At 60.4% G+C, this 12,204-nt stretch carries 12 protein-coding genes; 3 read left to right on the top strand and 9 right to left on the bottom strand.

The window, feature by feature from the left end:
• Positions 1-31: 31 nt before the first annotated feature.
• From ACTQZF_RS03845 to ACTQZF_RS03810, 8 genes are all read right to left on the bottom strand, one after another.
• Positions 32-1,330, bottom strand: a complete 1,299-nt coding sequence (locus ACTQZF_RS03845) for an ATP-binding protein (RefSeq protein ID WP_441017292.1) — start codon at positions 1,328-1,330, stop codon at positions 32-34.
• Positions 1,323-3,083: a TerB N-terminal domain-containing protein gene (locus ACTQZF_RS03840; protein ID WP_441554589.1), complete on the bottom strand. Its 1,761-nt coding sequence runs from the start codon at positions 3,081-3,083 to the stop codon at positions 1,323-1,325. The genes ACTQZF_RS03845 and ACTQZF_RS03840 overlap by 8 nt, the downstream gene beginning before the upstream one ends.
• Before the next feature lie 88 nt (positions 3,084-3,171).
• Positions 3,172-3,888: a DUF554 domain-containing protein gene (locus ACTQZF_RS03835; RefSeq protein WP_427747902.1), complete on the bottom strand. Its 717-nt coding sequence runs from the start codon at positions 3,886-3,888 to the stop codon at positions 3,172-3,174.
• 87 nt (positions 3,889-3,975) lie between these two features.
• Entirely contained in the window at positions 3,976-5,142 is a 1,167-nt protein-coding gene (locus ACTQZF_RS03830) for a hypothetical protein (RefSeq protein ID WP_441554588.1), read from the bottom strand.
• A 110-nt stretch (positions 5,143-5,252) separates the two neighbouring features.
• The gene (locus ACTQZF_RS03825) at positions 5,253-5,381 is read right to left on the bottom strand and encodes a hypothetical protein (protein ID WP_427794193.1); all 129 of its coding nucleotides are present in this window, start codon (positions 5,379-5,381) and stop codon (positions 5,253-5,255) included.
• A gap of 279 nt (positions 5,382-5,660) precedes the next feature.
• The gene (locus tag ACTQZF_RS03820; protein ID WP_441554587.1) at positions 5,661-6,263 is read right to left on the bottom strand and encodes a hypothetical protein; all 603 of its coding nucleotides are present in this window, start codon (positions 6,261-6,263) and stop codon (positions 5,661-5,663) included.
• 87 nt (positions 6,264-6,350) lie between these two features.
• Positions 6,351-6,860 carry a hypothetical protein gene (locus ACTQZF_RS03815; protein ID WP_441554586.1) on the bottom strand — a complete coding sequence of 170 codons (510 nt, stop codon included), beginning with the start codon at positions 6,858-6,860 and terminating at the stop codon, positions 6,351-6,353.
• Positions 6,857-7,153, bottom strand: a complete 297-nt coding sequence (locus tag ACTQZF_RS03810) for a hypothetical protein (protein ID WP_154517147.1) — start codon at positions 7,151-7,153, stop codon at positions 6,857-6,859. Before ACTQZF_RS03810 ends, ACTQZF_RS03815 begins: the two co-directional genes overlap by 4 nt.
• Positions 7,154-7,497: 344 nt before the next feature.
• Between ACTQZF_RS03810 and ACTQZF_RS03805 the strand changes: the two genes are divergently transcribed.
• From ACTQZF_RS03805 to ACTQZF_RS03795, 3 genes are read left to right on the top strand one after another with little or no spacing between them, the layout of a single operon-like run.
• Positions 7,498-9,099, top strand: coding sequence for an FAD-binding oxidoreductase (locus ACTQZF_RS03805; RefSeq protein ID WP_427719605.1), 1,602 nt, complete (start codon positions 7,498-7,500; stop codon positions 9,097-9,099).
• Between the two features lie 2 nt (positions 9,100-9,101).
• The gene (locus ACTQZF_RS03800; RefSeq protein WP_441032803.1) at positions 9,102-9,917 is read left to right on the top strand and encodes an electron transfer flavoprotein subunit beta/FixA family protein; all 816 of its coding nucleotides are present in this window, start codon (positions 9,102-9,104) and stop codon (positions 9,915-9,917) included.
• Positions 9,918-11,123, top strand: coding sequence for an FAD-binding protein (locus tag ACTQZF_RS03795; RefSeq protein WP_441032800.1), 1,206 nt, complete (start codon positions 9,918-9,920; stop codon positions 11,121-11,123).
• On the opposite strand, the gene ACTQZF_RS03790 is transcribed toward ACTQZF_RS03795, so the two are convergent.
• On the bottom strand, positions 11,120-11,932 hold the full coding sequence (locus ACTQZF_RS03790; RefSeq protein ID WP_441032797.1) for an HD domain-containing protein: 813 nt from the start codon (positions 11,930-11,932) through the stop codon (positions 11,120-11,122). The two genes, ACTQZF_RS03795 and ACTQZF_RS03790, sit on opposite strands and share 4 nt — an antisense overlap.
• Positions 11,933-12,204: the final 272 nt, after the last annotated feature.

The following is a 12,204-nucleotide window of genomic DNA, read 5'->3' as shown; positions in this document are numbered from 1 at the left end:
TGCCAAAATAAACCTGTCCCTTTTTGGCAGGTTAGATGGCGAATTCGGCGAAGTTGCGGTCGGCGCCTGCGGTGCCGGTGTCGTCTGTTGCGGCTGCCGGCGCGTCACCGCCGACGCTTTGCAGCAGCTCGGCCACGTTGGCGTCGGGGTTTTGGCATAGGATGTCGAGCAGCTCGATAAAGTCACGAATGACTTCGCGCGGCGTCAGATGCGTGTCGGCTCCCACGCGACCGAACTCAATCTTGAGGAAGTCCACCAGGTCGCTCTCGGTAAGCGTTGGCGTCCAGCCAAAGTAGCCGGCGTGAATTTGCATGAGTTTTTCGATCAGCACCAGCAACTCTTCGTAGGTGAGTGGCTGCAGACGGATGATGGGCGCGAGCATGTCTTTAAGGTCCTCGCGTGCAAAGCGGCCCTGAGCGAGTCGGCTGCGCAGGGCCTCGTAGGAGAACACGCCGCGGCGGCGGTCTTCGATGGAGGTTGGCGTGCCGCCCATGATCATGCCCAGGTACTGCGCCTTGCCCTGGAGCGTGTCGTTGTACATGGTCAGGATCTTCTCGTAGTTGTATTGGCGCGTGATCGCGTTGGGAATCTTATACAGATTCACGAGTTCGTCGATGAGCACCAGCATGCCCTTGTAGCCGCTGCAGACCAAAAAGCGCGCAATGAGTTTAACGTAGTCGTACCAGTCGTCATCGCTGATGATGGTCGAGGAACCCAGTTCGGCGCGAGCCTCGCTCTTGGTGCGGTATTCGCCGCGGATCCATTTGGTTATGCGGCTCATGGCCTCTTCATCGCCCTCGGATACGGCCGTGCGGTAGCGGCGGAGCATGCGGGCGAAGTCGAAGCCGTGGACCATCTCCTCGAGCGGGGCCAGTTGGGCATTGACGACCGACTCGTCGACGTCGGCACACGAGGCGACCCAGCGATCCAGAATAAGGTTGAGCGCACCGCCCTCGGGGCGCGTCTTGGTCGATATGTTGCGGATGAGCTCACGGTAGGTGGCAAGGCCCTGCCCCTGACCGCCCTGCAGGCGGCGCTCGGGCGACAGGTCGGCATCGGCGACGACGAACCCCTCGCCCATGGCGTGCGTGCGGATGGTCTGGAGCAAAAAGCTCTTGCCTGCGCCGTAGCGACCGACCAGAAACCGGAAGCTCGCGCCACCGTCGGCGATGAGACTCAAATCGGTGAGCAGGGCGCGGATCTCGACCTCGCGCCCTACGGTGATATAGGGAAGGCCGATGCGCGGGACCACACCGCCCTTGAGTGAGTTGAGAATGACGGCAGCGACGCGCTTGGGCACGCGGGGTGCTGCGGATGCGGTATCACTCATGGTCTAGGTATCCTCTCACGTCTGCTTCGTAATCCTCGATAATTTGCGGTCCTGCCGCGCCGAACTCGATAACGGTGTCTCCCACCAGGTCAAAGAGCGTCTCGTTGATGCTGTCGACGAGCATATCCTCGCTCTGGCCCGACCTCTCCACTGCCGATGTCGCTTGCGCTGTGTTTTGCTCGAGGAGCGCGCGAAGAAAGGCATCTTCGGCGGGCGCGAGTTTGTTCGTAGCTTCGGCAGACGCGGGCGTTACGGGTGCGGGCGCAGACACGAGGAGCGGTGCCATGACGCCAAACTCTTCGGCGGAGACAGTCGGCTCGTCGGGTTCGTCTTGCTGTATGGTCATCTCGCCAGGTTCGGCAGTCATGCCGGGCGCAGACTCGCTGCCCGGCTGCTCGATAAACGTTGCCTCGGCTTCCACGGGCGTGCCGTCCTCGCGCTCCTCATCAATCAAAAGCGCTTCACGCGTTTGCGCGGCGGCGCTCCGAATGTGCCCCAGCTGGCTCAAATCGATATCGATCTTGACGGGCTGGTGTGCGGCATCCCACGAAAGCCATGCCACGATCTCGTCATCGATGATTTTGGCCAGATATTTGGGGACCTTCTCCTCCTTCAGGGGGTGGGCGGGGGCTAGGGCCAGGCGCAGACGTTGGTCGCAGGCGCGCATCATCTCACCAAGCTTGCTGCTCTTTTGCCTGCTGCCGTGAATTCGCATGCATTCCCAAAAACCGTTTTGGCAGCGGTAGATATGGATGGGGTCAAGACGGTATTCGCAGTCCTCTTGGCGCTCGGGCGCAAAGAACACGGCCGAGGCAAACATGGTATAGGGCATGGCCGTCTCCTCCCCAAACAAGCTTGCCACGATACCGGTCTTTCGATGCGTGTCATAGTAGCGCGCCATGCGGACGTACACGGCACATGCCACGTGGCGTAGGTCGCGATGGTGGCTGCGATCGAGTCTAGAGTTATCGAGGTTATACGTGGAGAGGGCGTTGATAGCGGCCATGAGTCGCTCCTCGCCCGCCTCGTCGGGCGGGAGGGGGAGCGTAGGCTCGGAGGTCTTACGACGCGCAGGCGGCAGATCCGACGGCGTCGGTGCAGGTGCAAGGCCTCGAGCCGCGCGCCGCAGCTCGATAAGGGCGTTATCGAACATGACGGTTTTAGAGTCGCGAAGCAGTTTGGGGTCGAGCCCGTGGAAAACGGCGTAATCTTGCAACCACACGCGTGCAAACCGGTCGATGCCGGGCTCGAAGGCACGATAGGCATTCCAAAAGGCCTTGATCTTGCTAAAGCCATCGAGTGGGTCATCTACGCCAATGCCGCAGATCAGCTCATAGAGATACAGGAAGGCAAAGGACGTAGACGTTTCCTCGACAGTTCCGCGGCGCACTTGGGCACGCCAGGTAAAGTAGCCGCGCAACTGTCGATCGCTCATGGCATTGTAGGTGGGAAAGTACGACTTAAAGGTGCCGTTGTAGGGACAATCGTCCTCGAAGTCGGCCATCAGCAGGCCTTGGCGGTAAAAGAGCTCCGCCTCCGATAGCCAACGTCCCGCGCCGCCTTTGGGATCATCTTGCCAGCGCGATATCTCGCGCATCTTGCGGTACTGGTCGGGGAGGAAGTTCTGCATCTGTCGACCGGTCTTGAGAATCGGCTCGTCAGCATAGATTTCGTTTGAGAAGCGGGCGGACTGATGGGTCCGGGCCTCGGCCATAATGCGCTCGATGAGCATCTTCACGTCCTGGTCGGCCACCGCTTCTCCTCTCCTAACGCAGCTTCGGTGACCTCATATCATAGCACAGCATCAAACAGGTGTTCGAGAAACCGCTACGTAGATAGATTTAGAACAAGAGGGCGTAGATGACCGCCACGACGACGGAGGGGAGCATGTTGGCCGTGCGGAAGGTCTGAGGTCGAATAAGGTTAACCCCAACACAGAAGATGAGCATAGAGCCCACAAGCGAAAGGCTGTCGAGGGCTGCGGTGGTCATGATGGGGGAGAGTGAGCCGGCAAAAAGCGTGATCGTGCCCTGGAATACGGCAACGGGCAGGGCCGAGAAGATGCAGCCGCGGCCAAGCGAGGCCGTCATGGTGCAGACGATGATGCAGTCCAGCGCGCCCTTCAGGGCAAGCGTGGACCAGTCGCCGAGCAGACCGTCCTGAATCGATCCTACGATGGCCATGGCGCCGATACACACGGTGAGCGATGCCGAGACAAAGGCGTTGGTGAACTCGTTGTCGCCTTCGCTGCCGGTTTTGCGCTTGAGCCATTCGCCGAGGTTCTCGATGGCGGCCTCCAGGTTGATGGCCTCGCCGATGAGCGAACCGAGGGCAAATGAGACGATAAGCATGGTGGTGCCGGTGGTCGCCAACGCCTCTCCATCGATAACGAGCATCTTTTGCATGGTGCCGCCCAGGCCGATAAACAGAACACACAACCCCGACGCCTTCATGAGCGTGTCTTGGATGCGAGGCGTAATGAAGCGCCCACCCATAAGGCCAAGCAGACCGCCCGCGATCAAAAGCGCGACGTTGATGATCGTTCCTAAACCCGGCATGAACCCTCCTGTAATTGATGCCAACGCGGCAATCGTAGCAGAACGGGGAGGGGCGCTCAGTATCCGAGCCAAGCGGCAGTTAGCGGTCTAGGACAGGATGGGGCTAAAGTCGAAGCGCAGCGTCATGAGGTGCTGTGGGGATTCGATGGCTGCGGCAATGATGTCGGCATCTCGTGCGCGATCGAACCCTTCAAGTTCCATTTGATAGGGGACGTCTTCTTGGATACCGATGCGACGAGGAACCAAAAGCTTGGTTCCGTCGAATTCTTCGGTTCGCGTTCCGTCTGCTGCAACGGAATAAAGGTGTAACTTGGCGGTCGTTGTGGCATCAAGTGCCGAGATAGCTTGGATATCGTTCGATGCGCTCTTTGCTCCCACTGCTGTAAGTGCCGTAGGCGCGACGACTTCGCCCGAAGGCAAAAAGACGAGCTCGACGGTGTTGGGGAATGCGATGAGGATATTTTTGCGGCGGGGCGCATTGGCAGCGACTGGCTCAATGCTTGCAGCATCGACGGTTTCCGTGTGGTCGAGCGCGACCATCATGCAACAGTTGCCTTCGTCGACACCTGGGGGAGCGGCAAAGTCCAGGCCGTCTTTCGGTTGGGAATCGCCTAGTTCGGTGGCGCTGCCGCTTGGCTTCTCGAGAGGAACCGCAGCGTTGTCTTCTGATGATGCATCGTCAACATGTGCCGGTGCGTCTGCGACCTCGTCTTTGGGGGATTTGTCATTATCGCTCGATATAGGAGCGGCAATCTCGACGGACCCCACTCCGTGCCATGTCATTTGGAGCAGCGCCGGATCGGCGAGAATGCGCTGCACGCCCGGCGCCTGGGCATCGATATTGATGGGGGCGGGTTCTGATCCGCGCGTGAGGTTAAGCGAGCCCTTCTGCCTGGTGCTTTGAGCCTTTTGGTCGTCCGCGTCGCCAGCGTAGAACAGCAAAGGCGCATCTCCCGTTGCGATGGCTTCGGTGTCCGCCTTGGTCAGCCGCAGCGACGCCGTAAAGGAGATGATGGGCTGCGCGCCATCGACATTCGAGGGAACGCAGCCCAGGCATACACCCCCTTCTTCTTCATGGGCCGCGCTGTCGAAGACGACCTTTGCCCCGTTCGCCGAGTCATCGACCGAGGCAATATCGATGCGCAGCTCTAAGTCGCATGGGTCGCCATCGGCGTTGACTGCAGCCGATTTCCATGTGCAGATGGCGCAACCTGTCCGGGGGCCGTTCTCCTTGTCCGGTCGATTGATATCCACGACTATCGAGTCGACCGTATTGAGGTGAAGGCATCCCGAGGTTCGGACCGTGGCATGTGCGAGCGAAAAACGTTGGCAGGCGACGATACCCGACGAATTCGACGCGGGGTTCAGAGCTTGCGGTAAGGAGCTTGCGGTAAAGAGCTTGCCGTGGCGGGCGTCGCCCAAGCGGCGAGAGGCGTACCGCTCGCCAGTGCGCTGCAGAGCGCGGCAACGGGCAAAAGGTTTTTGGGTGCCATGGTTCTCCTATCTATTCCGCGTACTCCGGTCGTGCTTGGCTATTGGTTGCGTTTGATGTGCAGGCCTAGGCACGTCAGTCCTGCTCCCACCGTGGCGACGCCTACCGCAATGAGTTGCCGGGTGTCGCTCGTCTGGACGAGCGGCTCGTGACGGCTGCCGCGATTAAGGCCCGAAAGATCGACGGTCACTTCTGTGGCCGCCTGCGCTTGCTCTTGTTGAGCAAAGGCATTGCGGGTGCGGACGCCAAGATGCCGACGATGGCGGCCAGTGCAATCGCCTTAGGACGTGGCGTGCGCACCGGGCTCGACCGTCCAGGTGATGCTTGCCACTTGATCTCCCGTACCGGTGGCGTGGTAGATGTCACGCGTGACGCGGGCGACGTGGCCACTCACATTGAGCCTAATTTTGTCCGTTCCGTCGGCAATGTCCTTGTACTTCATGTCGAAGCTTGCGTCTTTGGAAAGATCGAGGCCCGTAGTCTGAGTCGCCGAGCTGGCATCCTTTTCTGCCTCATCGGGGCCAACCTTAAAATCGATGGAGTTCTGGGCCGAGCCCGTCTTTGCGTCTGCAACGATTGTCCAGTCGTTCGTGGCCGTGACCTTCATGTTGGTGACGTGGATGCCGTATGCCGAGAGGTTGTCGATGGTAATCGTCTTGTCGGAGGGTCCTACAAGCGTTCCGTCGGCTTTGGCGGCAAAAGGGATGACCGTTGGCGCCTTAAACGAAACATTGCTAATGTCGGCCTTCACCGTCACATCGGTGGTTCCAACGCGCACCTCTGCCATGGCCGCCGTTGGCGCGGCGCCCATCGCAAGTGCGAGCGTAAGCCCTGCGCCCACGGCGAGTGCCCTGGCTCCGCTCAGGTTCATGGGTGTGTTCATAATCGATCCTTTCTGCTCGTCACGGACTGTTTCCGTGATGGTTGGACGAATGGGGACAGGGTGCTGCCCCTGCGAGCGCGTCGGCCACTAGCCTTCTGCCTGTGCCACCCGCACTTTGACGCGCGTCGGATTGCCGTGGGTGTCGTAGGTCTTGGCATCGAGTGCCTGAATCTCGATATATGCCTCGCCTTCTTGGATATCGCCGGCGGGGCAGGTCTCAACCGTCTTGCCGGCTTCGACCACACCGGACTCATAGATGGTCTCGTCGTTTTGAATCACGCGGAAGCGCTGGGGAAACTTGTTGTCTTGGACGTTCTGCACGTTGACGCGCAACTTGCCGCCTTCCTGCAACTGTGCGACCGGCGCGACCGAGATCGTCATCATGTTGTCGCGGACGATGGCGTCGAGCTCATCCTGGATTTCTTGGCGCGATTTACCTTCTGCCGTCGTGACTGAGGCGCCCGCTTCGGGCACGGGCTGCGACTGCCAGGCGTATAGCCCTACGGCGATGAGGGCGCAGACGACAGCCAGGCAGACAACGACGAGTTTCTTGCGACGCCCCAGTCTTGCAAGGCAGGGCGGCTTCTTCGCACTCATGCGGCGTCCTTGGTGGTGTAGACACGTGCGAACGTGGACGGGTCCGCTCCAAAGAGCATGTGAAGCATCAGGCGGCGCGAGTAGATGAGCTCGTCGAAGTCGTGAGGGAGCTCGATGTTGTGGATACGCGCGATGTGGTGGGCGAGCGCCGAGAACGACTCGGGGTCGCAGATCACATCGGTGGTGACGTGGTAGACCTCCGTACCTGGAAATGCATCTTCGTCGAAAGGCAAGAGATAGGGGTCGTCATCGACTTCGATGGCGAAACCGTATTGGGGCCAGTAATATGCCATGGAAACCTCCCTGCTCTGGGGCCAAAACTCCTATTGGTTTGGCTGTCGATGCCGACCGTATCAGCCGCAACTTGCCCAATAACTAACCAATTGCTTGACGAGCCGATATCCCCGCAGGTAAAAGCATGTGAAAAAAATCTCAACTATTTTTGACTGATAAATGCACATGTTGTGGCTGCGCGGCAACGTGTGGCAAAAGCGTCGCTTGTCTCGAAAATTCCACCGTTCGCCGAATTGCGCGAACGTTAAAAACGTCAATTATGGAGACGGTCTCGAACATGTCGGTGAAACGATGCGGTAACATTTCCCTGCAAACACTGTAGTTAGCTAAAGGGGGAGTTCGCGTGTCTGCAACCATCAAACCCTTCACCGACGAGTTCGAAGAGTATGGTCGCGATGAGTCTCGCACATCGGGCGAGGCCTCGAGCATCTCGTTTCCGACAACGGAGGACGAGGTCCGCGCCATTATGGAAAAGCTCCATGCCGAGCGTGTCCCGGTGACGGTTCAGGGCGCCCGGACCGGTCTTGCCGCCGGCGCCGTGCCTCATGGCGGTCACATTCTCAATACTTCCCGCATGAATCGCTACCTAGGCATTCGCCGCGATGAGCAGGGCCGCTTTCTTTTGCGCGTGGCGCCCGGCGTCGTGCTGTCTGAGCTGCGCAAGCAACTGGGCAAGAAAGTGCTGCCGACTGCCGGCTGGGACCAGGCATCGCTTGAGGCCTACGAGGAGTTCCAGGAAGCTCCCGAGCAATTCTTTCCTACCGATCCCACCGAGGCATCTGCCTGCCTGGGCGGTATGGCGGCATGCAACGCTTCCGGCGCCCGTAGCTACGCTTACGGCCCCATGCGCCCTCACGTCACGGGCCTTCATGTCGTGCTGACCGATGGCGACCTGCTCGAGCTTCACCGTGGCGAGGTTTTTGCACAGGGTCGTCGCCTTTCGCTCGTCACGGTGCAGGGCCGCACGCTCGAGCTCGACCTTCCCGACTACACCATGCCCAAGACCAAAAATGCTTCGGGCTATTTCGTTGCTGACGATATGGATGCCATCGATCTGTTTATCGGTGCGTGTGGAACACTCGGCGTCATCACCGAGCTCGAGATTGCCCTGCAGGCGGCGCCTGCGGTCGTTTGGGGCGTGAGCTGCTTCTTTGACAGCGAAGACAAGGCCGTGTCCTTCACCGATTCTGTACGTCCCGTCCTGTCCCACGCGGCTGCCATCGAATATTTCGATGCGGGCGCCCTGGATATCCTGCGTCGTCAGCGCGAGCAGTCGACTGCGTTCGCCTCGCTGCCGGCGCTCGACAAAGACGCCAAGGTCTGTGTCTACGTGGAGCTCGACTGCGACGACGAAGCCCAGGCGACTGAGGAGCTGTATCACTTGGGGTGGGTACTGGAGCTTGCGGGCGGCAGCGACGATGCGACATGGGTCGCGCGTACCGAGGTCGATCGCGAGTGTCAGCGATTCTTCCGCCATGCGGTGCCCGAGAGCGTCAACATGCTCATCGACGAGCGTCGCCGTACGGACCCCACCATTACCAAGCTGGGGTCGGATATGTCGGTGCCCAACGCGCACTTGGCCGATGTCATCGCCCTTTATCGCCGCACGTTGGCCGAAAGTGGGCTTGAATCTGCCGCCTGGGGGCACATCGGTAACAACCATCTGCATGTGAACATTCTGCCGCGCGATGCGCAGGATTACCGCCGCGGCGAAGAGCTCTTTGCCCAGTGGGCTTCCGAGGTCACGGCCATGGGCGGCGCTGTCTCCGCCGAACACGGCGTCGGCAAGATTAAGGCGGGCTTCTTGGAGACGATGTACGGTCACGAGGCCATGATCGAGTCGGCGCGGCTCAAGCTCCAGCTCGATCCTGCCGGGCAGCTGGGCCGCGGTAACCTGTTTTCGGAGAAGCTCTTGGATGAGCTCGTCCAGAAAGGGGGCGCGTGAAGATGAGCGATTTCCATATGGTGGTGTGCGTCAAGGCGGTGCCGGGCAGCACCGAGGTCAAGATGGACCCCAAGACCAATACCATCGTGCGCGATGGCAAGCAGGCGGTCATTAATCCCTTTGACGCGAGCGCTTTGGAATGCGCGCTGGCGCTGAAGGACGACTTTATCGGCTTTGGCATGGACGTGCGCGTAACGGTGGTGTCGATGGGCATCCCCGCGACTGAATCGCTATTGCGCGACTGCATCGCCCGAGGCGCCGATGACGCACTGCTGCTAACCGATCGCGCCTTTGCAGGTGCCGATACCCTGGCAACCACCTATGCCCTCAAGTGCGGTATCGAGGCGCTCGACGAGGACTTCGACCTGCTCATCTGCGGCAAGATGGCGGTGGACGGCGATACGGCCCAGATTGGTCCCGAGCTTGCCGGTGCCTTCGAGATTCCCTGCGTGACCGACGTGAGCTGCGTGCAGAGTGCGGGCTTTACGACCTGTGGTTCAGTGGCGCTTGTTCACGGCTGCGATGCCGGCGAGGAGACGGTCTATCTTGAGATGCCGTGCGCGATGACGACTGCCAAGGAGATTGGCCAACTGCGCATGCCGAGTATCGCCGGTATTCGTGCGGCCGAGGAGGCGGACGTGCGCGTGGTCAACGCTGCCGACGTGAACGCCGACCCCGCGCGCTGCGGTCTTGCCGGCTCGCCGACACAGGTCGTACGATCGTTTGTGCCCGACCGCGACCAAACGTGCGAGACCGTTGACGGAACGGCGTCCGAGCAGGCGGCGAAACTTGCCAAGATTATCGAGGGGATGGCATAGATGAGCGGACTGATTATCGATAGCGAAGCCTGTATCGGCTGTGGTCGCTGCGTTCGCGCCTGTGCCTCGGGCGGCATCGTAGTGGAAGGCGAGCGGCCCAACCGTTGCGCCCGCGTAACCGACGGCTGCATCCTATGCGGCGGGTGCGTCGACGCTTGCCCCGTCAATGCCATTTCGATCGAGCGCGAGGAGGCCGCCGGCGCGGTTGACCTCGATGCATATCGAGACATTTGGGTATTCGCGCAGACCGACGAGCACGATACGGTGGCTCCCGTTGCCTTCGAGCTCATGGGCAAGGGCCGTGAGCTTGCGGATACACGCGGCTGTCGCCTGGTGGCGCTGGTCGGCATGGGCCCCGAGGGTTCTCTCGGTGACCTGGAGCATCTGGTTTGCGCCGGTGCAGACGAGGTCCTGATCTGTCGCGACGAGCGTCTGCGCCAGAACGATGTGGAGGTCTACGCCCGCCTCATCTGCGATTTGGTGGCAGAGCGCAAGCCCGAGGCCATTCTGTACGGAGCGACCGCCTTTGGCCGCGAACTGGCACCCGGCGTTGCCGTGCGTTTGCAGACGGGCCTTACGGCTGACTGCACCGTGCTTTCGATGGATACGGAGACGGGGCTGCTGCAACAGACGCGTCCGGCGTTTGGCGGCAACCTGATGGCCACCATCGTCTGCCCCAATCATCGTCCCCAGATGGCAACGGTGCGCCCCGGCATCTTTAAGGCGCCCGACTTTGACTACGGTCGCTCCGGCACGATCACCCAGATAGCACTTGCGGATGATGCTAAGGCTCGTGTCGAGATCTCGATTCCCGCCGAGGAGTGGGGACAGCAGGCTTCAATCGCCGATGCCGAGCGCCTGGTCGTGGTAGGTCGCGGCATTGGTTCCAAGAAAAACCTGCCGCTGATGCGAAGGCTCGCCGAGGCTCTGGGAGCCGAGCTTGGCTGCACGCGACCCGTCGTGGAGGCCGGCTGGTTGGAGTATCGCCATCAGATTGGCCAGACGGGCGTATCGGTTTCGCCCAAGATTCTTGTGAGTATCGGTGTTTCGGGCGCCATCCAGCATCTTGCCGGCATCGGTGGGGCGGAATGCATTATCGCCATCAACGAGGACCCGGATGCCCCCATCTTTGGTGCTGCCCAGTACAAGGTTGTCGGTGATGCCGTCGAGGTCGTCGAGGAGCTGCTAGCCCAGCTTGAGCGCTAGGCGCGCGCCAGCCAGTCGCGCATCTCTTCCTTAAGACGGCTCCAGGTTGCCTGTGTGGCGGGGTCGGTAAAGGGCTGCGTAATACCAAAGGGCGCGTCGAGCAGGCGGTAGATATCGCCCTGCTCGCGCGCCAGCGCGCGGCTCGCCGGATAGACGAGCTCAAACATAAAGCAGATGAGTCCTACCAGGTAGTCCGCGGGCTCGTCGCGTTCATCACGTGCGACGCAGCGGCGCTCGTCAAAGGCGGCCAACGTCGGCGCCGAGAAGTGGCTGGCGAGAAATGCGTCCTCATCCACCTTGAGGATGGTGTCGACGGTGCTGTCGGCGATGGTGCGCATAATGTCGATTTTGTCGCCATCGCGCACGATATCGCAGAAGCACCGTGTACGCTCGTCGAGTTGTGCCGGCAGGCGAAAGTCACTGTGATAGGCGATGCTCGCGCGGATGAGCTCGTCTTCTGCCGGGCTGTCGATAAAGTCGCGGATACTTGTTGCCGCGGGCGCGTCTGCAGGGTTTTTGCCAAAAAGGACCTCGAGGCCCAACTTCGCATGGCTCATGCTCTCGGCATCCTTAAACGTGTCCCAGCGTCGCAGCTGCTCAAAGCGGCCCATATCGTGCAACAGCCCACAAAGCCACGCCAGGTCAATGTCCTGCGGTGACCAGCCCTGCTCACGTGCCACGGCATCACATGCCTCGGCAACGTGGTACGTATGCTCGATTTTGAGCGCGATACGCGGATTGGCGGCATCGTAGGCATCGGTGTAGGTCCTGAAGGCCGCGATTGCCCCCGTTCGATCGATAGCTGTCATAATGACTTCCTAAAAAGCTGTGTCTTTCTGCGTCTTTCGATCCGGTGGCAATTGTAGGTGAACTCGGTTGCCGCCGGGCGATGATTCTGCCATGTCGTCGAATGCGGCTCGGAAAGCTTGTCGGGACGAGGAACGCTATGGTGTTCAAAATCGTTAAAACCGTCTGGCCGGTGATGCTTACCAATGTTGCGATAGGTGCGCCGTTGTCGATGTCCCCACCGCTATTGCGGGTTTCGTCTGCACATCGCTCTTTATTTGCCTGCTCTTTTCGC

Origin of the sequence: Collinsella sp. LCP19S3_H3 (genome assembly GCF_052119145.1) — a bacterium.
Lineage (GTDB): Bacteria > Actinomycetota > Coriobacteriia > Coriobacteriales > Coriobacteriaceae > Collinsella.
This window is presented reverse-complemented; position numbering and strand designations above follow the sequence as displayed.

What these genes read in the sequence shown, in the direction of transcription:
- ACTQZF_RS03845 (WP_441017292.1), bottom strand. Translation starts at nt 1,330, where the DNA reads ATGAGTGATACCGCATCCGCAGCACCCCGCGTGCCCAAGCGCGTCGCT.
- ACTQZF_RS03835 (WP_427747902.1), bottom strand. Translation starts at nt 3,888, where the DNA reads ATGCCGGGTTTAGGAACGATCATCAACGTCGCGCTTTTGATCGCGGGC.
- ACTQZF_RS03825 (WP_427794193.1), bottom strand. Translation starts at nt 5,381, where the DNA reads ATGGCACCCAAAAACCTTTTGCCCGTTGCCGCGCTCTGCAGCGCACTG.
- ACTQZF_RS03820 (WP_441554587.1), bottom strand. Translation starts at nt 6,263, where the DNA reads ATGAACACACCCATGAACCTGAGCGGAGCCAGGGCACTCGCCGTGGGC.
- ACTQZF_RS03815 (WP_441554586.1), bottom strand. Translation starts at nt 6,860, where the DNA reads ATGAGTGCGAAGAAGCCGCCCTGCCTTGCAAGACTGGGGCGTCGCAAG.
- ACTQZF_RS03810 (WP_154517147.1), bottom strand. Translation starts at nt 7,153, where the DNA reads ATGGCATATTACTGGCCCCAATACGGTTTCGCCATCGAAGTCGATGAC.
- ACTQZF_RS03800 (WP_441032803.1), top strand. Translation starts at nt 9,102, where the DNA reads ATGAGCGATTTCCATATGGTGGTGTGCGTCAAGGCGGTGCCGGGCAGC.
- ACTQZF_RS03795 (WP_441032800.1), top strand. Translation starts at nt 9,918, where the DNA reads ATGAGCGGACTGATTATCGATAGCGAAGCCTGTATCGGCTGTGGTCGC.
- ACTQZF_RS03790 (WP_441032797.1), bottom strand. Translation starts at nt 11,932, where the DNA reads ATGACAGCTATCGATCGAACGGGGGCAATCGCGGCCTTCAGGACCTAC.